Source organism: Arthrobacter sp. 10N43 (genome assembly GCF_056394525.1).
The window spans coordinates 264,904-288,937 of sequence record NZ_JBFTIA010000002.1 but is presented as its reverse complement, the minus strand read 5'-3'; the positions used below and the strand labels follow the sequence as shown (position 1 = coordinate 288,937).

The following is a 24,034-nucleotide window of genomic DNA, read 5'->3' as shown; positions in this document are numbered from 1 at the left end:
GCGGCTGGCCCCCCGCTGGCCTGCGGTTGTTCCGCCGCGCCCATGCGGCGCCGGAAACCGCCGTTGACATAGGGGCCAAGAGGTCTAACGTGGAATTACGTCAGCATTGATCTGCTGACTACCTGTGCGGCGCAGGGGACAGCGCGGCTATCGTCGCCGGCTTGATACGCGGACCCCCAAACGCAGCCGGCCTCACCCCCTTCCAGCTCATCCAGCGCGAACGTCCCCGCCCCGTCCCCAGGTAGTGTCCCATGAGTATTAATTTCGTTACCGCCATGGCAGTGAAGTCCTTCGATGTGCCCGACAAGAAGCGGTGCCCGGATAAGGCCGAATTCGATCTCTGCACTGTGAACGACTACTCGGTGGCACGGCTGATCCTGGGCCCGGGCTGGCGGTGGTCGGAGAACACCAGACCCTACGAACAGACGGACGTGTGCCAGCACCACCATCTGGGCGTCTGCATCTCCGGTGAAATGGAAGTCGAATCGGCCGAAGGGCTGCACTCCACGATCCACGCCAACGACACCTACGCGATTCCGCCGGGCCATGACGAATGGGTGGTGGGCCCGAAGCCGTTCGTGGCCGTGGAATTCCTGGGTGCGGCGTCCTTCGGGCGCAGCGGCGCCAGGGGAGTGCACGCCAGAGTCTGAATTCGGTACTGGCTTCGGGCCATGGGCCCGCTCATGGTAGGCTAGTTCGTTGTCTGGCAAGGCACGGACGCACAATCCATTGAATCCCGCATTTGATGAGGGTTGCCCTGTGCCCAGTAGCAAAAGGCAGCGGTTGGCCGATGCTCTCCATCGTGGAGGCCAGTAACACTGACACACCGCAGATATTGGAAGGACACAAGTGGCTAACAACACTCGTGCTCGCCGTACCGCACGCCTTTCGCGCGCACTCGGCATCGCTCTGACCCCCAAGGCCGCCAAGTACATGGAGCGCCGCCCGTACGGCCCCGGTGAGCATGGCCGTGCCCGCAAGAAGCAGGACTCCGACTACGCCGTACGTCTGCGCGAAAAGCAGCGTCTGCGCGCCCAGTACGGCATCCGCGAAGCCCAGATGACCCGTGCATTCGAAGAAGCACGCCGCACCAAGGGCCTGACCGGTGAAAACCTGATCGAACTGCTCGAAATGCGTCTCGACGCCCTCGTGCTGCGTGCCGGCTTCGCCCGCACCATCGCCCAGGCCCGCCAGCTGGTTGTGCACCGCCACATCCTCGTTGACGGCATCCGCGTTGACCGCCCGTCTTTCCGCGTCGCCGAGGGCCAGCTGGTCCACGTTCACAGCCGCAGCGAGACCATGCCTCCGTTCCAGGTTGCAGCAGCCGGCGCCCACCGCGACGTCCTGCCGATCGTTCCGGCCTACCTGGACGTCAAGCTTGACGCCCTGCAGGCCCGCCTGGTGCGCCGCCCCAAGCGTTCCGAGATCCCCGTGACCTGCGAAGAGCAGCTCGTCGTGGAATTCTACGCACGCTAGTTCAAAAGGCAACACCTACAAAGAAGCCCGTGGCAAGCGCCGCGGGCTTCTTTGTATGTAAGGTACTGGGGGGAGTTCCCCGGGAGCTGATTCTGTCCGTCGGTTGAATCCGTCCGGGCACACAACGAGCAGCTATCCACTGCAGTTCAAGGAGATGAGTGTCTATGTCTGGTGGCGATATTGCCGGCCTGATCGCGGCAGGGGTGTTTGCACTCCTGGTCCTGCTGCTCGCCGTGCCGATCCTGAAGCTCGGGGGAGTGTTCGACGAAGTACGGACCTCCATCCGGTCAATCAGCGACGGCGCCACCCCGCTCATGGACGAGGTCACCGCCACGGTGACCACCACCAACGAGCAGTTGAAGAAGGTCGACGGCATTTCCTCCAACGTCTCGGACGCGTCCGCCAACATTTCGGCGCTGTCCTCGCTGGTGGCCGCCACCGTGGGATCGCCGCTGATCAAAGTCGCTGCCTTCAGCTACGGCGTACGCTCCGCCTTCTCCGCCCGCAAAAAGCCCGCCACCGGCCGGCGCAGCCGCTAAGCCCGCCAGGAGAACCTGAAATGAACAGAATTATCTGGATGGGAATCGGCGTCGCGATCGGCGTCATCGCCTTCCGCAAGGTCACCGAAGCCCAGTCCGCGCTCGGCCCCGAGGGGCTCAACCGGGCCGTGGGACGGCTGGCGGACGGACTGTTCGACTTCGCCGACGCCGTCCGCGAAGGCATGGGGGAGCGGGAAGCCGAACTCCGCACTGCCCTTGGCATCGACACGGCAGCAGATATCGCTGCCGGCGGCGCCGTTGCCCGCCGGGATGCGGTCCGGCGCTAGCCGGGAGAGAATTAGTAAGTACGGTGCCCGTTAAGGGCGTGCCGGCATGTCCGAACCTCCTAAAAAGAGACCCCGTTCGACGGGGCCCGGATCAGTGCCGGTCCTCAGCTTGTCCCGCGCAGCACAGACGCGGGCCACATAACGCAGTGAATATTGAAGGGTAAGAAATCAGCTCATGAAGTCGCAGGAGATCACCAAGCGCTGGATCGACTTTTTTGTCAGCAAGGGACACACCGCCGTGCCCTCCGCCTCCCTGGTCTCCAGCGACCCCTCCTTGCTGTTCACCGTGGCCGGCATGGTGCCGTTCATCCCGTACCTGACTGCCCGTGAGGAAGCCCCCTACCAGCGGGCCACCAGCGTGCAGAAGTGCATCCGGACCGGTGACATCGAGGAAGTCGGCAAGACCGCCCGCCACGGCACCTTCTTCCAGATGTGCGGCAACTTCTCCTTTGGCGACTACTTCAAGGAAGACGCCATCAAGTTCGCGTGGGAACTGCTCACCACCAGCGTGGACGACGGCGGGTACGGACTGCCGCCGGAGCGGCTCTGGGTCACCGTCTATGAAGAGGACGACGAGGCCGAGCAGCTGTGGCTGAAGAACACGGGCATGCCCGCCGAGCGCATCCAGCGCATGGGCAAGGCGGACAACTACTGGTCCACCGGCCAGCCCGGCCCGGCCGGTCCCTGCTCGGAGATCTACTACGACCGTGGCCCGTCCTACGGCGTTGAGGGCGGCCCCATCGCCGACGAAAACCGCTATGTCGAGATCTGGAACCTCGTGTTCATGCAGTACCAGATCGACAACGTCCGCTCCAAGGTGGACTTCGACATCACCGGTGAACTGCCCAAGAAGAACATCGACACGGGCCTCGGCATGGAACGCCTCGCGATGATCCTGCAGGACGTCGAAAACATGTACGAGACGGACCAGGTCCGTCCGGTGATCGACCGCGCCGCGGCACTCTCCGGCCGGGAATACACGTCCGCGGAGTCCGCTGAAGACCCGCACCACACCGACGACGTCCGCATGCGGGTCGTTGCCGACCACATCCGCTCGGCCCTCATGCTGATTGCCGACGGCGTCACGCCCTCCAACGAAGGCCGCGGCTACGTCCTGCGCCGCCTGATCCGCCGCGCCGTGCGCTCCATGCGCCTGCTCGGCGTCGAAAAGGCCTGCCTGCCGGAGCTGCTGCCGGCCTCGCGGGACGCCATGAAGGGCGTCTACCCGATCGTGGAGACCGACTTCGAGCGGATCAGCCGGATCGCCTACGCCGAAGAAAAGGCATTCCTGCGCACCATCGCCTCCGGCACCGCACGGCTCGAGGACGCCGTCAAGGAGTCCAAGTCCGCCGGCCGGCCGCTCTCCGGCGCCGATGCCTTCGCCCTGCACGACACCTACGGGTTCCCGATCGACCTCACCCTGGAGATGGCAGAGGAGGCCGGACTCAAGGTCGACGAGCCCGAGTTCCGCAAGCTCATGCTCGAACAGCGCCAGCGCGCCCAGGCCGATGCCAAGGGCAAGAAGGGTGCCCACGCCGACCTCAGTGCGTTCCAGGAGCTCCTGGCCGAGGGCGAGACCGTCTTCACCGGCTACACCGACCTGCAGGGCGAATCCAAGGTCCGCGGCATCCTGGCCGGCGGCCGCAAGGTCTCCCAGGCCTCCACCGGCGATGAAATCGAGTTGGTCCTGGCCGAGACGCCCTTCTACGCCGAGGCCGGCGGCCAGGCCGCCGACACCGGACTCATCACCGGCGACGGCTTCGTCGTCGAAGTCCTGGACGTCCAGCGCCCGCTCAAGGGCCTGAGCGTGCACAAGGCGATTGTCCGCGAAGGCGAAATCGGCACGGATGTCCTGGTCCAGGCCGCCGTCGACCGGGAACGCCGCCACGCCGCGGAACAGGCCCACACCGGCACGCACATTGTGCACGCGGCCCTGCACCAGATCCTCGGCCCGGAAGCCCTGCAGCGCGGCTCCTTCAACAAGGCCGGCTACCTGCGCTTCGACTTCGCCTGGGGCGAGGGCCTGAGCGCCGCCACCAGGTCCGAGATCGAGGAAGTTTCCAACATCGCCATCCGCAACAACTTCCGGGTGGAGACCAAGATCATGGGACTGGCTGAGGCCAAGGCACTCGGCGCCATGGCGCTGTTCGGCGAGAACTACGGCAACGAAGTCCGGGTCGTGGAGATCGACGGCGCGTGGTCCCGCGAACTCTGCGGCGGCACCCACGTCGAAAACACGTCGCGGATCGGCAGCCTGTCCCTTCTCGGAGAGCAGTCCGTTGGCTCGGGAAACCGCCGTGTCGAGGCCTTCGTGGGCATGGACGCCTTCCGGCACCTCGCCGCCGAACGCGCCCTCGTCACCGAGCTCACCGAAATGCTGAAGGTACCCTCGGGACTCCTCGCGGACCGGATCGCCAGCACGCTGACCAAGCTCAAGACCGCCGAAAAGGAACTTGAGCGCCTGCGCAAGGAACAGCTCACCGCTGCCGCCGCCCAGCTGGTCGGCACCGCCAAGGACGCCGCCGGCGTCAAGGTCATTGCCCACGACGCCGGGCAGGTCAGCGGCGCCGATGACCTGCGCGGGCTGGCCCTGGACCTGCGGACGCGTCTGGGGTCCGAGCCCGCCGCCGTCGCGGTGGCCGGTGTCAGCAACGACCGTCCTGTGATCCTGATCGCCACCAACGAGGCCGCCCGGGCAGCCGGCGTCAAGGCAGGTGCCCTGGTGCGCCTCGCCGCCGGTGTCCTCGGCGGCGGCGGTGGCGGCAAGGACGACGTCGCGCAGGGCGGCGGCACGGACGCCGCCCAGGTCGGAGCTGCCCTCAGCGCCGTCGTGGACGCGATTACCCGGCGATAGCGGAACCATACGTGTCTGAAGCTGCTGTGGCCGGCGTCTATCCCCGGGGTGTGAAGCTCGGGGTGGACGTCGGCACCGTCCGTGTGGGTGTGGCCGTCTGCGACCGCGACGGAATCCTGGCGACCCCGCTGCGCACGCTGCAGCGGAACGTGAAAAAGAACACTGACGTGCGTATCCTGGCCGCTCTGGCCGTGGAGCTGGACGCCGTGGAGATTTTCGTGGGCCTGCCGCGCACCATGAAGGGCGAAGAGCACGCCTCGGCCAGGATGGCGACGGAGTACGCACACTTGCTGGCCCGGGCCCTGCAGGCCGCCGGATCGGACATGCCCGTGCGGCTGGTTGACGAGCGGCTGAGCACCGTGACGGCCCACCGCAACCTGCACGAAGCTGGCATGAGCAGCCGGAATCACCGTACAGTTGTTGATCAGGTTGCGGCGGCAGGTATTCTGCAGCATGCGATTGATATGCAAAAGGCCAGGGGAACGGAGGTCGGAAACCGCGTCTACGCGGAGTCTGCGCCGGGGCCGACCGGAGACGGCGCACAGACCGGCCCGGCAGTACAGACGCACTCTTCAGAACATGGAAGGCTACAGTGAGCCCGGTCAACAGTGATGACTCCTCCGGTGACGACCTCGGTGGTGCCAGCCGACCGCTGACGCGCAAGGAGATCAGGGCCCGGGAGAAGCTCCTGGCGACCCAGGGGCACAACGTGATCCCGCCGCAGGCATTCGAGACGGGACAGGATGTCCCGGCGGCGGCGCCTTCGGAAGCCCGGCCGGCCAACGAGCCGCCGCAGGCAGCTCCGGAGATCCCCGAAGCGGCACCCACCGTGCACGAAGAACCGCTGCACGAAGAGCCTCTGTTTGAAGAACCCGTGCACGACGCTCTTCCCGTCGAACCCGTGCACGACGCTGTGCATGAAGAACGTGTGCATGACGAACCTCTGGACGAAGTCCCCGCTGAGGCAGAGCCCGTCCGCGATGACTTCACCCGGATGATGCCGGTCCCCGGCGTCCCTTCCCACGACCCCGCCGACGATGAGCCCGCCCGCCATGCCGCAGATCATGAGGCCGCAGCCCACGACGCGGTAGATCACCACGCCGTTTATGCCGCGGCCGGGCAGTACGGCCACCAGACCCACCACGATGCCGCTGGCCAGGATGCAACCGCCCATGATGGCTATGCCCTGCACCCCCACGACGAGGCTCACCATGCTTACGACGACTCCGTCGACCCCCAGGTGCACCCTGAGGCCGAGTACCACGCCGAACCAGCTCACGATCTGATGGCCGGAGCCGTCCGCTACGACAAGGTCCCGACCAAGAAGGTCCGCCGCCGGCGCCGCGTCCTGGCCCTGGTGCTGACCCTGACGGTCTTCGTTGTCGCCATCGCGGTGGGCGCACAGTTCCTCAAGCCCCTCCTGGGCGGGGACACCAAGGCGGACTACCCCGGCCCCGGGACCGGCGAGGTCAGCATCGTAGTCCAGCCCGGCGACGGACCGAGGTCCGTGGCCACCGAGCTGGAGTCGAAGAAGGTTGTGGCGAACGCGGACACGTTCCTCAAGGCGTTCACCGCGTCCGGCGGTGCCCTGAACCCGGGCACGTTCTCGATGCGCCAGGAAATGAAGAATTCGGATGCCGTGGACATCCTGCTCAACAAGGACAAGGGCAAGGTCATGTACTTTGCGCTCAGCGCCGGGTTGCGGATCAGCGAATCCCTGCAGGCGATTTCCGAGGGAACCGGGATCCCGGTTCCGGACCTGAAGGCGCTCAGCGATGCGCCCGCGCAGTTCGGCGTCCCGGCCAAGGCCAAGAACCTGGAGGGCTACCTGGCTCCGGGAGAGTACCGCTTCCCGCTGGGCTCCTCCGCCAAGGACATCCTGCAGCAGCTGGTCGGCAGTACCCAGGATGAGCTCAAGGCCCAGGGCGTCACCGATCCCGCCAAACAATACGACGTCCTCACCGTAGCGAGCATCGTCCAGGCAGAAGGCGGCCAGGCCGAATACGGGGACGTTGCCGGCGCTATCTACAACCGCCTCAAGCCCAACAACACCGAGACCAACGGGCTCATCCAGTCCGATGCGACCGTCACCTATGGCCTGGGCATCCGCAGCTTCCACATCGACGAGGGCCAGAAGGCCGACAAGTCGAACCCGTACAACACCTACGCCAACCAGGGGCTGCCGGCCGGACCCATCGGCTCGCCGGGCAAGACGGCCATTGACGCCGCCGCCAAGCCCAAGACCAACAACTACCTGTACTGGGTCACCATCAACCTGGACACCAAGGAGACCAAGTTCTCCAAGACCCTGGCCGAACACCTCGGTTACGTGGAGCAGTACAACTCCTGGTGCGAGGCGAACCCGGGACGTTGCGTATGACGCTGCGGGCGGCCGTCCTCGGGCATCCCATCAGCCATTCGAAGTCTCCGGCGCTGCATAGGGCCGCCTACGCGCTCTTGGGCGTGGACATCGCCTACTCCGCCATTGATGTGACAGAGGCCGACCTGCCGGACTTCATGCGGCAGGTCCGGGGCGAGGTCCGCGCTGAGGGGTCCTGGCGCGGGCTTTCGGTCACCATGCCGCTCAAATCCGCCATGGTGGCGGAAGTGGACGAGGTCCGGGGCGTGGCCGGTGCGCTTGGCGTCGTTAACACTGTTGCCTTCGAATCCGACGGCGGCTCAACCCGGCTGGTTGCCTACAACACCGACGTCGCCGGGATCGTCAACGCGCTCCGGCACGCCGGGGCGGCCGCGGCACCCACCGCCGTGGTCCTCGGCGGGGGCGGGACCGCTGCGGCAGCCATCGCAGCCCTCAAGGAACTCGGTGCGGCGTCCGCCGAAGTGTTCGTGCGCGACGTCAGCCGGGCCAGCGAGGCCCGCGCCGCCTCCGCCGCCGTGGGGCTCCCCGTCCAGGTGCTTCCCCTCGACGGTGCGGCCGCCGCCGTCGCCACGGCCGACGTCGTCATCTCCACCTTCCCGCCCCGCGCGGCAGATGGGCTTGCCGCCGAAATCGCTGCCGGGCTGGCAGCAGCCTCGGGCCACCCGGGCGTCCTCCTGGACGTCGCCTACGATCCGTGGCCCAGCCGGATTGCCGCGGCCTGGCAGGAAGCCGGCGGCACAGTGGTCCCTGGTCTTGAAATGCTCATCTACCAGGCAGTGGAGCAGGTGCGGCATTTCACCGGACTGGGAGAGGCCCTGCCGGCCGGAGTCATAGATGTGATGTGTGACGCAGTCGGGGCACCCCGACGGGTGTTCTAAGTGCCCGACATGGCAGGATGGATTGTATGTTGCGTTGGTTGACTGCCGGTGAATCCCATGGCCCGGCACTGGTCGGAATTATTGAAGGCGTGCCCGCCGGTGTTGAACTCACCAGCGCCCACATCAGCGAGGCGCTGGCCCGCCGGCGGCTAGGTTATGGCCGCGGTGCCCGGATGAAATTCGAGCAGGACGTGGTCACGATCCTCGGCGGCGTCCGCCACGGCCTGACCCAGGGCGGCCCCGTCGCCATCCAGGTCGGCAACACCGAGTGGCCCAAGTGGGAACAGATCATGTCCTCCGATCCCGTGGAGCCGGAAATCCTGGCCGACCAGGCCCGGAACGCCCCGCTGACACGGCCGCGGCCCGGCCACGCCGACTTCACCGGCATGCAGAAATACGGCTTTGACGAGGCCCGTCCGGTGCTGGAACGTGCCAGCGCCCGCGAGACGGCCACCCGGGTGGCGCTCGGCACGGTCGCCGCAGCGTTCCTCAAGCAGGTCGGGATCGAACTCGTCTCCCACACCGTGTCCATCGCCAGCGTTGCCGTGCCGGAAGGCCGGCCGCTGCCCCGCCCCGGCAATGTGATCGCCCTTGACGCCGACCCGCTGCGCTGCTTCGACCGCGAAACCTCGGACGCCATGGTGGCCGAGGTCGACGTCGCACACAAGGAAGGCGAAACCCTCGGCGGCGTCGTTGAAGTGCTGGCCTACGGCCTCCCGCCGGGACTCGGCAGTTACGTCCACTGGGACCGGCGCCTTGACTCGCGCCTGGCGGCGGCCCTGATGGGCATCCAGGCCATCAAGGGCGTCGAGGTCGGCGACGGCTTCCGCACGGCCGCGCGCCGCGGCTCGGCTGCCCACGACGAGATCGTCAAGGACGCGGACGGCAAGATCATCCGCACCTCCAACCGCGCAGGCGGGATCGAGGGCGGCATGAGCATTGGCGATGTCCTGCGTGTCCGTGCCGCCATGAAGCCGATCGCCACCGTGCCGCGCGCGCTCAAGACGGTCGACGTCAGCACCGGCGAGGCCGCCAAGGCCCACCACCAGCGCTCCGACGTCTGTGCCGTCCCGGCCGCCGGCGTGGTGGCCGAGGCCATGGTGGCCCTCGTGATCGCCGAAGCGGTCGCGGAAAAATTCGGCGGTGACTCCGTGCAGGAGACCGCCCGCAACATCAAGGGTTACCTGGACAGCATTCCGGCGTCCCTGGACTCGATCGGCCACTAGTGCCGGTGGGGAATACCGAAGCGCTCTCCGCCGCGGCACGCCACATTGGCCCGGTGGTCCTGATCGGACCGATGGCCGTGGGTAAATCGGCGATCGGGCAGCAGCTCGCTCAGCACCTCGGGTGCGCCTTCGCCGACACCGACGCCCTCGTGGTGGCCCAGCACGGGACCATCGCCGAGATCTTCGCCAGCCGCGGCGAGCACGCCTTCCGCGAGCTGGAGGCCAGGGCCGTAGCGCAGGCCATCGACGAGGCGCGGGGCGGCACCAGTGTCATTTCCCTTGGCGGCGGGGCCGTCCTGGACTCCGGGACGCAGCAGCTGCTGGCCCGCTGTACCGTGGTGTACCTCGAATGCGACGCCGAGACCGTGGCGGAACGCATTGCCAAGAATTCCGGCCGGCCACTCCTGGCCGGCGACGCCATGGGCAGGTGGCGGGCCCTGTTCGCCACCCGGCAGCCGGTCTACGAACGCCTCGCCGACCTCGTCCTCGATGTCCGGAGCGGCAACGTTGCGGAGCTGGCTCACCGTCTGGAAGAAGCGCTGGGGGAGCGCGCCGTGGCCAAGTCCGCGGCAGTGCCCACTCGGGCGTCAACAAAGGAAGTTGAAAAGTGAGTACCGAATCAACCGTCATCAAAGTCACCGGACAAACGCCCGCTGAGAACTACGACGTCGTAGTGGGCCGCGGCCTGCTGGCGAGCCTGCCGGGCCTGCTGGGCGAACGCGTCAAGCGTGTCCTGGTCATCCACCCCCGCGCGCTCCGGCTCACCGGCGACACTGTCCGCGAAGAGCTGGCCGCCGCCGGTTTCACCGCGCTGACCGCAGAAATCCCGGACGCCGAAGAGGGCAAGCACATTGAGGTGGCCTCCTTCTGCTGGCAGGTGCTGGGGCAGAACGACTTCACCCGCTCCGACGCCATCGTCGCCGTCGGCGGCGGCGCCGTGACGGACCTAGCCGGCTTTGTCGCCGCGACCTGGCTGCGCGGCGTAAAGGTCATCCACATGCCCACGAGCCTGCTGGGCATGGTGGACGCCTCCGTCGGCGGGAAGACCGGGATCAACACCGCCGAGGGCAAGAACCTCGTCGGCGCATTCCACCCGCCCGCCGGCGTCCTCGCGGATCTGGACACCCTGGAGACGCTGCCGAAGAACGAGATCATCTCCGGCATGGCCGAGGTCATCAAATGCGGTTTCATCGCCGACCCGGCCATCCTGGACCTGATCGAAAAGGACCCCACCGCCGTCTCCGATCCGCGCTCGGAGGTCCTGCGCGAACTGATCGAACGAGCCATCAGCGTCAAGGCCAAGGTGGTCTCCGAGGACCTGAAGGAAACCGGCCAGCGCGAGATCCTGAACTACGGCCACACCCTGGGCCACGCGATCGAACTCGCGGAACGCTATTCCTGGCGTCACGGTGCCGCCGTCTCCGTCGGCATGATGTTCGCCGCCGAGCTCGCCCGCAGCGTCGGCCGGCTCAGCGACGCCGACGCCGACAGGCACCGGAGCATCCTCGAAAGCCTGGGGCTTCCCATCACCTACCGCCGCGACCGCTGGCAGGCCCTCCTCGACGGCATGCGCCGGGACAAGAAATCCCGTGGTGACCTGCTGCGATTCGTGGTGCTCGACGGCGTCGGGCGGCCCGGCATCCTTGACGTCCCGGACACGTCACTGCTCTTTGCCGCCTACCAGGAGATTGCCTCCTGATGATGACGGTGAAGGGCGGCACCACCGAGTGGCCCGACGCGGGAGTTCCCGGAATCCGGATCAACCCGCAAAGCCTCATGCCCCAGATCGTCAACGACGAGGTCCTGGCCGAGGCGTTGGCGGCCTCCACCGACCCGGGCGACCTGATCCTCCTCAGGCTCGTCGAAGGGCACGCGGCCGAAGCCGCCGAACTCCTTGCCGACGCCCGGTACAAGGACCCCGGCTCGCTCCGGCTGCGGATCTTCGAGGCGGACGTGCTCCGGGTTTCCAACCGGTTCGACCGCGCCGTCGAGGTGTTCCGCCAGCTCCTCGCCGAGACCCAGGGCACCCTGGAAGAGGCGGCCGTGCGGCAGCACCTGGGCCGGTCCTACTTCGCCGGCGGCAACGTCGGCGCCGCCGTCGAGTCCTTCGCCAAGGCCCTGGATTTGCGCGTGGCCGGCTCCGCCGACGCGGCCCTGGTCTACGCCTCCGCGGTGGCGCTGCAACGCGCCCGGGACGTGCTGGAACAGCAGTCCTGAGGCCCCGTCAGCCAGTGGTCGGCCGGAACCGGTAGAATAGATCTTGGATTTTTGACAAATACGCGCTGGCGGGCCGCTTGGCATGCCGGCCCGGCATAAGCGTCTGGCCGCTAGCACCGGCCTGATGGAACCATCGAGAAACTAAGAGGATACTGTGGCAACCACTAACGACATCAAGAACGGAACCGTCCTTAAGCTTGAGGGCCAGCTTTGGAACATCATCGAGTTCCAGCACGTCAAGCCCGGCAAGGGTGGCGCGTTCGTGCGCACCAAGATGCGCAACGTGATGTCCGGCAAGGTCGTCGACAAGACCTTCAACGCTGGACTGAAGATCGAGACCGCCACGGTGGACCGCCGCGACTACCAGTACCTGTACCAAGACGGCGCCGACTTCGTCTTCATGGACACCTCGGACTTCGACCAGCTCACCGTTTCGGCTGCCACCGTCGGCGACGCCACCAACTTCATGCTCGAAAACCAGATGGTCAACATCGCCATCCACGAGGGCAACCCGCTCTACATCGAACTGCCCCCGAGCGTCGTCCTCGAGATCACCTACACGGAGCCGGGCCTGCAGGGCGACCGCTCCTCGGCCGGCACCAAGCCCGCCACCCTCGAAACCGGGTACGAGATCCAGGTTCCGCTGTTCGTCGAGAACAACACCAAGGTCAAGGTCGACACCCGCGACGGCTCCTACCTCGGCCGGGTCAACGACTAGTGAGTGCACGCGGTAAGGCCCGGAACCGGGCCCTCGATGTCCTCTTTGAGGCCGAGCAGCGCTCCGCCTCGGCCTTCGACGTACTGAAGTCCCGCCGCGAGCAGACAGACCAGATCGTCAACCCGTACACCCTGGAAATTGTCGAAGGCGTGGTGTCCCACCAGGCCGCCATCGACGAATTCCTGGAGACCTATTCGCAGGGCTGGACCCTGGAGCGCATGCCCTCCGTGGACCGCATCATCCTGCGGATCGGCACGTGGGAACTGCTCTACAACGACGACGTGCCCGACGGCGTGGCTGTCAGCGAGGCTGTGGCCCTGGCCAAGACGCTCTCCACTGACGAGTCGCCGTCGTTCATCAACGGCCTGCTGGGCCGCCTGCAGCAGCTGAAGCCTTCGCTGCTGGCCTAGGTCGTTCGGGAACAACAACCCAGCACCACAAAGAACCCCGCCCGGGACTCCGGGCGGGGTTCTTTCGTTAGCCGACGACGGCGGCGCGGAGGGCGGCGATCTCGGCAAGTTGGCGCTGCTCATCGCGTTGATGCGCGGCCACGTCCCGGCCGCCGAGGATCCGCTGCCGGGTAAAGGCAAGCTCGGTGGCCGCATGGAGCAGGGCCTTCATCTGGGCGTCCCGCCCCACGGACCTGGCCCAGCGCAGTGCGGAGCGCCGTCCGCCGGGGGTGGCCATCATGTCCACCTCGGCCGCGGTGAACCAGCCCGCGGCAGCGTACTCACTGAGCCGCTGGCGCGTGAGCCTGCGCTCCGCCACCCGCAGCAGGGCAATGACCAGGACCGCCAGCAGGAAGATCGGCACCTGCACCAGCACGTACTGGGTCAGGAAGTCCTGGCCCATGCTGTTCCAGCCGCTGTGCAGAAGCATCGCCGGGACGAGGCCGACCAGGAACGCCAGCACGGACAGCCCGGTGCTCCCGCGGCTCGCGGCGAAGCCCATGATCAGCCCCGTGGTACCCGTGAAAATGGCGTGGGCGAACGGTGACATGACCCCGCGCAGGAAGAACACGACCGCGAGGTCCGTGCCCGGGTCGCTGGATTCGGCAATGGCGCGGCCGAAGTAGAGGATGTTCTCGGTGAACGCGAAGCCGGCCGCGATCGTGAAGGCGAACACCACACCGTCCACCGGTCCGTTGAAATGTTTCGGGGCGAAGAGCAGGATCATCAGCAGCCCCAGGGACTTGGCGAATTCCTCCACCACCGGCGCCTGGACCGTTACTGCGAACGTCGTATGGTCCAGTCCCGAGGCCGGCCCGGCCAGCAGCGAAAAATAGGGCTGGATAAGCATGGTCACCGCTATCGAGACGACGGCTCCCCAGGCAAAGGCGAAGAGCAGCAGCGCCCTGGGCTCGGGTTCCCAGCGGTCGATGAAGCGCACCGTCAACAGCACGGTCGTCAAGGGAACCAGGGAGGCGATGAAGCCCACCACGAAGCCGGAGATTCCCGTGCGGTCCAGGAGGAAGGGCAGGACCAGGAAGAGGCTGATGAACGCCAGGAGTCCGCCGGCGAGCACAAGTCCAAAAACGCCGGCGGAGCTGTTGCCGGCCTTCCAGCCGGAACTGCCTCCCTCGGGAACGGCGGGTGGCAGCGCCGGCGGGAAGTGGCCGCGGCTGTTGGCCGGCGCCTGCTGGTAGTGCTGCGGCCGGACATGCCCCAGCCACGTCGGGTTGGCCTGCTGGGGCAGCGGCGGCCGGCCGGAAGCGGGGTAGCCGGGCCGGTCATGCCCCGGCCGCGGCTCGTTCGTCGTCATGGACTCGAGCCTATGTCCGTGTGAGGTTAAACGCATTCGGGCGGCGACGGGCCGCCAGCCCCGCTGTGGTAATTTGAAAGAGCAAATAATCCTTTTTTAATTCCGTCCCGTGAGGCGGGGAAAGGGGAGACGAGCTTTGACTTCTGTGCCTTCAGCACCGGGTCCGGCGAAGGTTGTGCTCACCAGGGTTGTCCTCAACCAGGCTGACATCGACCGCGCCCTCACTCGTATCGCCCATGAAATTCTCGAGGCCAACAAGGGCTCCCAGGACCTCGTCCTGCTGGGCATCCCGCGCCGGGGCTACCCCCTCGCCGTCCGCCTCGCCGCCAAAATCGCCGCCGCCGACCCCACCGTGGACGCCGCCGCGATCGTCGGCCAGCTCGACGTCACCATGTTCCGCGATGACCTCTCCCACCAGCCCACCCGGCCGCCGTACCCCACCCAGCTGCCGCGCACAGGGATCGACAACAAGGTTGTCGTGCTCATCGACGACGTCCTCTACTCCGGACGCACCATCCGCGCAGCCCTGGATGCCATCATCGACCTCGGCCGCCCGCGGATTGTCCGCCTGGCGGTGCTGATCGACCGTGGCCACCGCGAACTGCCCATCCGCGCGGACCACGTCGGCAAGAACCTGCCCACGTCCTCCTCCGAGAAGGTCCGTGTCCGGCTCGAGGAAACCGACAGCGTCGACGGCGCCCCGGTCAATGAAGTGGTTATCGAGGCCACCGCATGAGGCACCTGCTCTCCACCGAAGACCTGAGCCTGCACAACGCCATCCGCATCCTCGACACCGCCGAGGAAATGGCAGCCGTCGGGGAGCGTGAGGTCAAGAAGCTCCCCGCCCTGCGCGGCCGTACCGTGGTCAACCTCTTCTTCGAGGACTCCACCCGCACCCGGATCTCCTTCGAGGCCGCGGCCAAGCGGCTCTCCGCGGACGTCATCAACTTCGCCGCGAAGGGCTCCTCCGTCTCCAAGGGCGAGTCCCTCAAGGACACCGCCCAGACACTCGCCGCGATGGGCGCCGACGCCGTCGTCATCCGGCACTGGGCCTCCGGCGCCCCGCACCGGCTCGCCGCCACCGACTGGATCGACGCCGCCGTCATCAACGCCGGCGACGGCACCCACGAACACCCCACCCAGGCACTGCTGGACGCGTTCACCATGCGCCGGCACTGGGCCAAGCTGGCCGGCACGCCGTCGGCCGGGGCGGACCTGCAGGGCATGCGCGTCGCCATCGCGGGCGACGTCCTGCACTCCCGCGTGGCCCGCTCCAACGTCTGGCTGCTGCGCACCCTCGGCGCCGAGGTCACACTCGTCGCGCCGCCCACGCTGCTGCCCATCGGCGTCGAAAAATGGCCTTGCGCCGTCAGCTTCGACCTCGACGAGACCCTCGCCCAGGGCGTGGACGCCATGATGATGCTCCGCGTCCAGGGCGAACGGATGAACGCGTCCTTCTTCCCGACCACCCGCGAGTACTCACGCCGGTGGGGCTTCGACGACAACCGGCTCCGGGCCCTCGACAGCCTGGGGCTCAAGGACACCATCATCATGCACCCCGGTCCCATGAACCGAGGCCTGGAAATCTCCGCTGCCGCCGCCGACTCGCCCCGCTCCACGGTGCTGGCGCAGGTCCGCAACGGCGTCTCCATCCGAATGGCGGCACTGTACCTGCTGCTCTCCGGCGAGAACCGCGAACCGGCCGCCGCACCAGTCGCACCCGCCGCGGCCTCCCTTGCCGGGGTGGCTGTATCTGCCTCCGCGGCCGCGTCCCCCGCCCATCCGAACGCCACTTATTCCCCCCAGGAGAGCCACTGATGGCCCAACAGCAGCAGAACGCAGACAACAGCGGCGCCTACCTGATCCGCGGCGCCGCGATCCTGGGCGGAGCAGCCGAGGACCTCCTGATCCGTGACGGCGTCATCGCCGCGCGCGGCCGGGAATTGGACGCCGGGGACGCAACCATCATCGACGCCACCGGCCTCGTCGCCCTGCCCGGCATGGTGGACATCCACACCCACCTGCGCGAACCCGGCCGCGAAGACGCCGAAACCGTGGAAACCGGCACCCGCGCCGCCGCCCTCGGCGGCTACACGGCCGTCCACGCGATGGCCAACAGCACCCCGGTGGCCGACACCGCCGGCGTCGTCGAACAGGTGCTCACCCTGGGCCGCACCGCCGGCTGGGTGGACGTCCGCCCCGTGGGCGCCGTCACCGTCGGCCTGGCGGGGGAGCAGCTCGCCGAACTGGGTGCCATGGCCGACTCCCGCGCCCACGTGCGGGTGTTCTCGGACGACGGCATCTGCGTCCACGATCCCGTGCTGATGCGGCGCGCGCTCGAGTACGTCAAGGCGTTCGACGGCGTCGTGGCCCAGCACGCACAGGAACCCCGCCTCACCGCCGGCGCCCAGATGAATGAGGGCGAGGTCTCCGCGGTCCTGGGCCTGGCCGGTTGGCCGGCCGTCGCCGAAGAGAGCATCATCGCCCGCGACGTGCTCCTGGCCCAGCACGTCGGCTCCCGCCTGCACGTCTGCCACGTCTCCACCGCCGGGTCCGTGGAAATCATCCGCTGGGCCAAGTCCCGAGGTGTCAACGTCACGGCCGAGGTCACCCCGCACCACCTCTGGCTCACCGACGAGCTCGCCCGCAGCTACGACCCCGTCTACAAGGTCAACCCGCCGCTGCGCACCGACGCCGATGTCCAGGCCCTCCGCGCTGCCCTGGCCGACGGCACGATCGACGTCGTCGGCACCGACCACGCCCCGCACCCGAGCGAACACAAGGAATGCGAATGGGCGCAGGCGGCCATGGGCATGACCGGACTGGAAACCGCGCTGTCCGTAGTGCAGCACACCATGATCGAAACCGGGCTGATGGGCTGGGAAGACTTCGCCCGCGTCACCTCGACCGCCCCTGCCGCGATCGGCCGGCTGGAGGACCAGGGCCGCCCGCTCGAGCCCGGCGAACCCGCCAACGTCACACTCGTGGACCCGGCTGCGCGCTGGACCGTGGACCCTTCTAAGATGGCAACCATGGGCCGTAACTCTCCGTTTGCCGGCCGGGAACTCCCCGGCAAGGTGGTGGCGACGTTCTTCAAGGGCCACCCGACCGTGCTCGACGGCAAACTAAACACCCCGTACCGGTGGCCGGCCGAGGCCCTCGACGCCGGACCGGCGGGCCGCCCGTGATGGTCAAGGACCTTTCCCTGCTCTTCACGGTGGTCCTGACGGCCGTGGCGCTGATCCTCATCGCGGTCGGCTGGCGCAACCGCCTGCGCCGCCAGTCCGACGTCGAGCCCCTGCCCGAGGTCCCCGACGAACTTGGCGCTCCGCTGGCCACGGCCGACGGGCAGTACGTCGCGTCCACCACTGCCGGCGACTGGCTTGACCGCATTGCCGTGCATCACCTGGGCATCCGCACCAACGCCACGCTCAGCGTGCACACCGACGGTGTGCTCTTCGACCGTGCAGGCGCCGGGCCGGTGTTCATCCCGGCTGCCCGCCTCACGGGCGTGCGCCAGGAAAGCGGCATGGCCGGAAAGTTCGTGGAAAAGGACGGCCTCCTGGTGGTCAGCTGGATGCTCGGCTCCCACGAGCTGGACACCGGCTTCCGGACCCGCCGGGCGGATGAGAAGGACCTGCTCCTGGCCACCCTCAAAGATTTGATCTCCGCAGCCCCTCAGGCGGAAGCCGATAGTGGAAAGTAACGACGTGACGGAATCCAACGCAGTTTCAGAAAAGACAGAGACAGAAAAAACAGTGACAGCAAACGACGCTGCAGCAGCATCCACCCCAGCAGTCCTCGTACTCGAAGACGGCCGGATTTTCCGCGGCACCAGCTACGGCGCCACGGGAACCGCCCTCGGCGAGGCGGTCTTCGCCACCGGCATGACCGGCTACCAGGAGACCATCACGGACCCCTCGTACGCGCGCCAGCTCGTGGTGCAGACCGCGCCGCACATTGGCAACACCGGCGTCAACACCGACGACGCCGAGTCCCGCCGCATCTGGGTGGCCGGCTACATCGTCCGCGACGCCGCCCGCCGGCCCTCCAACTGGCGGTCCGAACGGTCCCTCGATGACGAGCTCGTCGAACAGGGGATCGTCGGCATCCAGGGCGTGGACACCCGGGCCATCACCCGCCACCTGCGCGAACACAAGACCATGCGCGCCGGCATCTTCTCCGGCGACGCCGCCCGCGCCACGGACAAGGAACTGCTCGACGCCGTCCTGGCCAGCGCGCCCATGGAAGGCTCCCGGCTCGCCGAGGAAGTCAGCGTGGACGCCGCGTACACAGTGGAGCCCAAGGACTTCGGCTGGGACGGCGAGCCGCGGTTCAGCATCGCCGCGATCGACCTCGGCATCAAGCGCATGACCCCCATCCGTTTCGCCGAGCGCGGCGTCCTGGTGCACGTGCTGCCCGCCACCGCAACCCTCGCCGACGTCCAGGCCGTCAACCCCGACGGCTTCTTCATGTCCAACGGCCCCGGCGATCCCGCCACCGCGGACAACCAGGTCAAACTGCTCCGTTCGGTCCTCGACGAGAAGATCCCGTACTTCGGCATCTGCTTCGGCAACCAGATCCTGGGCCGCGCCCTTGGATTCGGCACCTACAAGCTGCGCTACGGCCACCGCGGCCTCAACCAGCCGGTCATGGACCGCCGCACCGGCAAGGTCGAAATCACCTCGCAGAACCACGGCTTCGCCGTCGACGCCCCGCTCAACGGCGCCACGCAGGCGCCCGAGGAGCGCTTCGGCCGTGTGGAGGTCAGCCACGTGAGCCTCAACGACGACGTCGTCGAGGGCCTCAACTGCCTCGACATCCCGGCCTTCTCCGTGCAGTACCACCCCGAAGCGGCGGCCGGCCCGCACGACGCCGCCTACCTCTTCGACCGCTTCATCGAGCTGATGGCGGACGCTTCTTCAAAGACGGCGGACGCTCCTTCAAAGACAGAGACCGGCACAACGACTGCCACCGAATCCAAGACTGAGGACAAGAAGTAATGCCCAAGAGAACTGACCTTAAGAGCGTCCTGGTCATCGGGTCCGGTCCGATCGTGATCGGCCAGGCCGCCGAATTCGACTACTCCGGCACCCAGGCACTGCGCGTCCTCAAGGAGGAGGGCCTGCGGGTCATCCTCGTGAACTCCAACCCGGCCACCATCATGACGGACCCCGAGTTCGCCGACGCCACCTACATCGAGCCGATCACCCCCGAGGTGGTCGAGAAGATCATCGCCAAGGAGCGCCCGGACGCGGTCCTGCCCACCCTGGGCGGGCAGACCGCGCTCAACACGGCCATCGCACTGGACAAGAACGGCGTCCTGGAGAAGTACAACGTCGAGCTGATCGGCGCCAACATCGCCGCGATCGAACTCGGCGAGGACCGCGAGAAGTTCAAGGGCGTCGTGGAACGCTGCGGCGCCGAATCGGCCCGCAGCCACATCATCCACACCATCGACGAGGCCCTCGCCGCGGCCGAGGACCTCGGCTACCCCATGGTCGTCCGGCCCTCCTTCACCATGGGCGGCCTCGGCTCCGGCCTGGCCTACGACGAGGCTGACCTCCGCCGGATCGTCGGTCAGGGCCTGCAGTACAGCCCCACCAGCGAGGTGCTGCTCGAAGAGAGCATCCTCGGCTGGAAGGAATACGAGCTCGAGATGATGCGGGACAAGAACGACAACGTCGTGGTGGTCTGCTCCATCGAGAACTTCGACCCGGTCGGCGTGCACACCGGCGACTCGATCACCGTCGCGCCGGCACTGACCCTGACGGACCGCGAATACCAGCGGCTGCGCGACATCTCCATCGCCGTCATCCGCGAAGTCGGCGTCGACACCGGCGGCTGCAACATCCAGTTCGCCGTCGAGCCGGACACCGGCCGCGTCGTCGTGATCGAGATGAACCCGCGCGTCTCCCGCTCCTCCGCCCTCGCCTCCAAGGCCACCGGCTTCGCGATCGCCAAGATCGCCACCAAGCTCTCCCTCGGCTACACCCTGGACGAGATCCCGAACGACATCACCCAGAAGACCCCGGCGTCCTTCGAGCCGACCCTGGACTACGTCGTCGTCAAGGTCCCGCGCTTCGCCTTCGAGAAGTTCCCGGCGGCGGATCCGACCCTGACCACCACCATGAAATCGGTGGGCGAGGCTATGGCCATGGGCCGGAACTTCACCGAGGCGCTGCAGAAGGCCCTGCGCTCCCTCGAACAGAAGGGCTCGCAGCTGGACTTCAGCCACGTCCCGGAATGGGAAGTCGCGGAGCTGATCGAGAAGGCCAAGCGGCCCACCACCGAGCGCCTGCACCAGGTCCAGCGGGCCCTGCTCGGCGGCGCCACCGTGGAGCAGCTCTTCGAGGCCACCAAGATCGACCCCTGGTACCTGGACCAGCTCCAGCTCCTCAACGAGATCTCCCTCGAAATCCGGCAGGCCGCGGCCCTGACCCCGGAAATGCTGACGCGCGCCAAGCGCCACGGCTTCTCCGACGAGCAGATCGGCGCCCTGACCCACAACTCCGAGGACGTGGTCCGCGGCGTCCGGCAGGCCCTCGGCATCCGCCCGGTCTACAAGACCGTGGACACGTGCGCCGCCGAGTTCGCCGCCTACACGCCCTACCACTACTCCTCCTACGACGAGGAGGACGAGGTCGCGCTGCACGCCAAGCCGTCCATCATCATCCTCGGCTCCGGCCCCAACCGGATCGGCCAGGGGATCGAGTTCGACTACTCCTGCGTCCACGCCTCCATGGCGCTGCGCAAGGCCGGCTACGAGACGGTCATGGTCAACTGCAACCCCGAGACCGTCTCCACCGATTACGACGTCTCCACCCGCCTGTACTTCGAACCGCTCACGCTCGAGGACGTCCTCGAGGTCATCGCGGCCGAGGAGCGCACCGGCGGCGTCATGGGCGTCTTCGTCCAGCTCGGCGGCCAGACCCCGCTCAAGCTCGCCCAGCAGCTGGCCGACGCCGGCGTGCCGATCCTGGGCACCTCGCCGGAAGCGATCGACCTCGCCGAACACCGTGGCGCGTTCTCCCGCGTGCTCGACAAGGCCGGGCTCGTCTCACCGAAGAACGGCACCGCCGTGTCCTTCGAGGACGCCAAGAAGATCGCCGACGAGATCGGCTACCCGGTCCTGGTCCGCCCGTCCTACGTGCTCGGCGGGCGCGGCATGGAGATCGTCTACGACGAGCCCAACCTCTCCCGCTACATCGCCAACGCCACCGAAATCACCCCGGACCACCCGGTCCTGATCGACAGGTTCCTGGAGGACGCCGTCGAGATCGACGTCGACGCCCTCTACGACGGCACGGAGATGTACCTCGGCGGCATCATGGAACACATCGAGGAGGCCGGCATCCACTCCGGCGACTCGGCCTGCGTCCTGCCTCCGATCACCCTGGGCAACAACGTGCTGGAACGGGTCCGGACCGCCACCCTGGCCATCGCCGAGGGCGTGGGCGTCCGCGGCCTGATCAACATCCAGTTCGCCCTGGCCTCCGACGTGCTCTACGTCCTGGAAGCCAACCCGCGGGCCTCCCGCACCGTGCCGTTCGTCTCCAAGGCCACCGGTGTCCAGATGGCCAAGGCCGCGGCCCTGATCGGCACCGGCGTCACCATTAACCAGCTCCGCAGCGCCTACAAGATGCTGCCCGAATCCGGCGACGGCTCCACGCTGCCGCTGGATGCACCGGTCTCGGTCAAGGAAGCTGTTCTGCCGTTCAGCCGTTTCCGCACCCCCGAGGGCAAGGTGGTCGACTCCCTGCTTGGACCGGAAATGCGCTCCACGGGCGAGGTCATGGGCATCGACAAGCACTTCGACACGGCCTTCGCCAAGAGCCAGGCGGCCGCCAACAACGCGCTGCCCACCGAGGGCAAGATCTTCGTCTCCGTGGCCAACCGGGACAAGCGCTCGGTCATCATGGGCGTCAAACGGCTCTCGGACCTCGGCTTTGAGATCGTCTCCACCGGCGGCACCGCCGACGTGCTGCGCCGCAACGGCATCCAGGCCACCCCGGTCCGGAAGGTCGCCGAGGGCTCCAGCGCCGAAGGCGAAGGCACCATCGCGGACCTCATCATCGCAGGCGAAATCGACATGGTCTTCAACACCCCTTCCGGTGGCGAGGCCCGCAGCGACGGCTACGAACTGCGCGCCGCCGCGACGTCGATCGGCATCCCGTGCATCACCACCGTGGCCGAGTTCAACGCCGCCGTCCAGGCCATCGAGGCGCTGCGCACCTACGAATGGTCCGTCACGAGCCTGCAGGAGCACGCCGCGAACCTCAAGGCCCTCCAGGATGCCTGAGGCAGCCCCCGCAGTAACGCCCGGCCGGGAGTCCTTCGGCTCCCGGCTGGGCCGGGCCATGGCGGCCCGCGGACCGCTGTGCGTCGGCATCGACCCGCATCCGGCGCTGCTGCAGCAATGGGGTCTGACCGACGACGCCGCAGGGCTGGAACGCTTCTCGCTGACCGTCCTGGAGGCGGTGGCCTCCCTCGCTGCCGCGGTGAAGCCGCAAGTGGCACTGTACGAGCGGCACGGCTCCGCCGGCATGGCCGTGCTTGAACGCACCCTGGCCGCGGCCGCGGAGGCCTCCGTGCTGACCATCGCGGACGCCAAGCGCGGCGACATCGGTTCCACCATGGCCGCCTACGCCGACGCCTGGCTGCGGGACGGCTCGGCCCTCGCCGCGGATTCGGTTACCTTGAGCCCGTACCTGGGCTTTGAGTCCCTGCGGCCCGCCCTGGACCTGGCCGCCGAGACCGGGCGCGGCGTGTTCGTCCTCGCGCTGACCTCCAACCCGGAAGGCGCCTCGGTACAGCACGTCGGCGGGGCGGATTCCGTCGCGCGGCGGATCACGGAGGCGGCCGCGGCGGAGAACCGGCGCTACGACGGTTCCCTCGGTTCCGTGGGCCTTGTGGTCGGCGCCACGGTGGGCTCCGCCCTGACCGCACTGAATCTTGACCTGGCGGCGGTCCGCGGGCCCATCCTGGCCCCCGGGCTGGGGGCGCAGGGCGCAACCGCCGCGGATCTGCGCCGCACTTTCGGTGCGGCCTATCCGCAGGTCCTGGGCACCTCGAGCCGGGACATCCTCGGCGCCGGACCGCAGCTGCAGCCGCTCCGGGATGCCGCACGGCGCACCCTCGACGAACTCCTCGCAGCCTAGCCGCCGCCGGGCCGGCCCGGGACCGGAGATACCGGACCCGGGCCGCGTGCTGTCCCGTTAGGGGACCGGGCTTTTGACCTGCCGGGACGGCTGCAGATTTCCATTGATTTCTGCCTCCGCCAGCGGGTAGGTTCAGGGCAAGGGCACGGGTGCCCCGTCCCGCCATGCAGGGAGGACCTCAGTGAGCTTGAAACCCCTCACTCCGCAGGAGCGTTCCGATGCCCTTCGCAAGGCCGCTGCCGCAAGGGCCACCAGGGCCGAGGCCAAGGAGCGCCTGAAGACGGGAGCTCTGACCATCGCCAACGTCATCGATGCCGCGGAAACCGACGACGCCATTGCCCGGATGCGGATCGTGGAGCTGCTGGAGGCGCTGCCCGGGATCGGCCGGGTCCGTGCCGCGGCCATCATGGACCAGCTCGGCATCGCGCAATCCCGGCGCGTCCGCGGCCTGGGAATCCACCAGCGCCGGGCGCTGGTAGATTTTATTGACGACAAATAGCTTGGTTCGCTGAGCTGCCCCAACGCCCAAAGGAATAT

23 protein-coding genes are annotated in these 24,034 nt (G+C 67.7%); 22 read left to right on the top strand and 1 reads right to left on the bottom strand.

Annotation, left to right across the window (positions count from 1 at the left end; translation table 11 throughout):
• Nucleotides 1-251: 251 nt before the first annotated feature.
• The 14 genes from AC1DDO_RS03945 to nusB all read left to right on the top strand — a co-directional run bounded on the left by AC1DDO_RS03945 (nucleotide 252) and on the right by nusB (nucleotide 12,985).
• Nucleotides 252-650: a cupin domain-containing protein gene (locus AC1DDO_RS03945; RefSeq protein ID WP_441409032.1), complete on the top strand. Its 399-nt coding sequence runs from the start codon at nucleotides 252-254 to the stop codon at nucleotides 648-650.
• 199 nt (nucleotides 651-849) lie between these two features.
• Complete coding sequence (gene rpsD / locus AC1DDO_RS03940; RefSeq protein ID WP_441409031.1) at nucleotides 850-1,476, top strand: 30S ribosomal protein S4; 627 nt, start codon at nucleotides 850-852, stop codon at nucleotides 1,474-1,476.
• A 164-nt stretch (nucleotides 1,477-1,640) separates the two neighbouring features.
• Nucleotides 1,641-2,015: a DUF948 domain-containing protein gene (locus AC1DDO_RS03935; RefSeq protein ID WP_390202822.1), complete on the top strand. Its 375-nt coding sequence runs from the start codon at nucleotides 1,641-1,643 to the stop codon at nucleotides 2,013-2,015.
• 20 nt (nucleotides 2,016-2,035) lie between these two features.
• The gene (locus AC1DDO_RS03930; protein ID WP_441409029.1) at nucleotides 2,036-2,302 is read left to right on the top strand and encodes a DUF6167 family protein; all 267 of its coding nucleotides are present in this window, start codon (nucleotides 2,036-2,038) and stop codon (nucleotides 2,300-2,302) included.
• A gap of 175 nt (nucleotides 2,303-2,477) precedes the next feature.
• A complete protein-coding gene (gene alaS, locus AC1DDO_RS03925) occupies nucleotides 2,478-5,156 on the top strand; it encodes an alanine--tRNA ligase (protein ID WP_476971458.1) in 2,679 nt (892 codons plus the stop codon).
• An 11-nt stretch (nucleotides 5,157-5,167) separates the two neighbouring features.
• A complete protein-coding gene (gene ruvX / locus AC1DDO_RS03920) occupies nucleotides 5,168-5,752 on the top strand; it encodes a Holliday junction resolvase RuvX (protein ID WP_476867544.1) in 585 nt (194 codons plus the stop codon).
• A complete protein-coding gene (gene mltG, locus AC1DDO_RS03915; RefSeq protein WP_476971457.1) occupies nucleotides 5,749-7,536 on the top strand; it encodes an endolytic transglycosylase MltG in 1,788 nt (595 codons plus the stop codon). Before ruvX ends, mltG begins: the two co-directional genes overlap by 4 nt.
• A complete protein-coding gene (locus AC1DDO_RS03910) occupies nucleotides 7,533-8,414 on the top strand; it encodes a shikimate dehydrogenase (RefSeq protein ID WP_441409025.1) in 882 nt (293 codons plus the stop codon). The genes mltG and AC1DDO_RS03910 overlap by 4 nt, the downstream gene beginning before the upstream one ends.
• Before the next feature lie 26 nt (nucleotides 8,415-8,440).
• On the top strand, nucleotides 8,441-9,640 hold the full coding sequence (gene aroC / locus AC1DDO_RS03905; RefSeq protein WP_441409024.1) for a chorismate synthase: 1,200 nt from the start codon (nucleotides 8,441-8,443) through the stop codon (nucleotides 9,638-9,640).
• Nucleotides 9,640-10,251 (top strand): shikimate kinase, encoded by a 612-nt coding sequence (locus AC1DDO_RS03900; RefSeq protein ID WP_476867546.1) that lies wholly within the window; start codon nucleotides 9,640-9,642, stop codon nucleotides 10,249-10,251. The genes aroC and AC1DDO_RS03900 overlap by 1 nt, the downstream gene beginning before the upstream one ends.
• Nucleotides 10,248-11,339, top strand: a complete 1,092-nt coding sequence (gene aroB, locus AC1DDO_RS03895) for a 3-dehydroquinate synthase (protein WP_441409022.1) — start codon at nucleotides 10,248-10,250, stop codon at nucleotides 11,337-11,339. The genes AC1DDO_RS03900 and aroB overlap by 4 nt, the downstream gene beginning before the upstream one ends.
• On the top strand, nucleotides 11,339-11,857 hold the full coding sequence (locus AC1DDO_RS03890; protein ID WP_476867547.1) for a tetratricopeptide repeat protein: 519 nt from the start codon (nucleotides 11,339-11,341) through the stop codon (nucleotides 11,855-11,857). Before aroB ends, AC1DDO_RS03890 begins: the two co-directional genes overlap by 1 nt.
• A 154-nt stretch (nucleotides 11,858-12,011) precedes the next feature.
• Nucleotides 12,012-12,575, top strand: a complete 564-nt coding sequence (efp, locus tag AC1DDO_RS03885) for an elongation factor P (RefSeq protein WP_018773146.1) — start codon at nucleotides 12,012-12,014, stop codon at nucleotides 12,573-12,575.
• A complete protein-coding gene (nusB, locus tag AC1DDO_RS03880; RefSeq protein WP_091251831.1) occupies nucleotides 12,575-12,985 on the top strand; it encodes a transcription antitermination factor NusB in 411 nt (136 codons plus the stop codon). Before efp ends, nusB begins: the two co-directional genes overlap by 1 nt.
• 67 nt (nucleotides 12,986-13,052) lie before the next feature.
• On the opposite strand, the gene AC1DDO_RS03875 is transcribed toward nusB, so the two are convergent.
• Entirely contained in the window at nucleotides 13,053-14,336 is a 1,284-nt protein-coding gene (locus tag AC1DDO_RS03875; RefSeq protein WP_476971456.1) for a PrsW family intramembrane metalloprotease, read from the bottom strand.
• A gap of 136 nt (nucleotides 14,337-14,472) precedes the next feature.
• Between AC1DDO_RS03875 and pyrR the strand changes: the two genes are divergently transcribed.
• The 8 genes from pyrR (at nucleotide 14,473) to mihF (ending at nucleotide 23,996) form a co-directional block, all read left to right on the top strand.
• A complete protein-coding gene (gene pyrR / locus AC1DDO_RS03870; protein ID WP_441409020.1) occupies nucleotides 14,473-15,072 on the top strand; it encodes a bifunctional pyr operon transcriptional regulator/uracil phosphoribosyltransferase PyrR in 600 nt (199 codons plus the stop codon).
• Nucleotides 15,069-16,154: an aspartate carbamoyltransferase catalytic subunit gene (locus tag AC1DDO_RS03865; RefSeq protein WP_476971455.1), complete on the top strand. Its 1,086-nt coding sequence runs from the start codon at nucleotides 15,069-15,071 to the stop codon at nucleotides 16,152-16,154. The genes pyrR and AC1DDO_RS03865 overlap by 4 nt, the downstream gene beginning before the upstream one ends.
• Nucleotides 16,154-17,524 carry a dihydroorotase gene (locus tag AC1DDO_RS03860; RefSeq protein WP_476867551.1) on the top strand — a complete coding sequence of 457 codons (1,371 nt, stop codon included), beginning with the start codon at nucleotides 16,154-16,156 and terminating at the stop codon, nucleotides 17,522-17,524. The genes AC1DDO_RS03865 and AC1DDO_RS03860 overlap by 1 nt, the downstream gene beginning before the upstream one ends.
• Entirely contained in the window at nucleotides 17,524-18,042 is a 519-nt protein-coding gene (locus tag AC1DDO_RS03855) for a PH-like domain-containing protein (RefSeq protein WP_476867552.1), read from the top strand. Before AC1DDO_RS03860 ends, AC1DDO_RS03855 begins: the two co-directional genes overlap by 1 nt.
• A gap of 52 nt (nucleotides 18,043-18,094) precedes the next feature.
• On the top strand, nucleotides 18,095-19,339 hold the full coding sequence (gene carA, locus AC1DDO_RS03850) for a glutamine-hydrolyzing carbamoyl-phosphate synthase small subunit (RefSeq protein WP_476867553.1): 1,245 nt from the start codon (nucleotides 18,095-18,097) through the stop codon (nucleotides 19,337-19,339).
• Complete coding sequence (gene carB, locus AC1DDO_RS03845) at nucleotides 19,339-22,638, top strand: carbamoyl-phosphate synthase large subunit (protein ID WP_476867554.1); 3,300 nt, start codon at nucleotides 19,339-19,341, stop codon at nucleotides 22,636-22,638. Before carA ends, carB begins: the two co-directional genes overlap by 1 nt.
• A complete protein-coding gene (gene pyrF / locus AC1DDO_RS03840; RefSeq protein ID WP_476867555.1) occupies nucleotides 22,631-23,497 on the top strand; it encodes an orotidine-5'-phosphate decarboxylase in 867 nt (288 codons plus the stop codon). Before carB ends, pyrF begins: the two co-directional genes overlap by 8 nt.
• Nucleotides 23,498-23,678: 181 nt before the next feature.
• Nucleotides 23,679-23,996, top strand: coding sequence for an integration host factor, actinobacterial type (gene mihF / locus AC1DDO_RS03835; RefSeq protein ID WP_441409014.1), 318 nt, complete (start codon nucleotides 23,679-23,681; stop codon nucleotides 23,994-23,996).
• Nucleotides 23,997-24,034 lie beyond the last annotated feature (38 nt).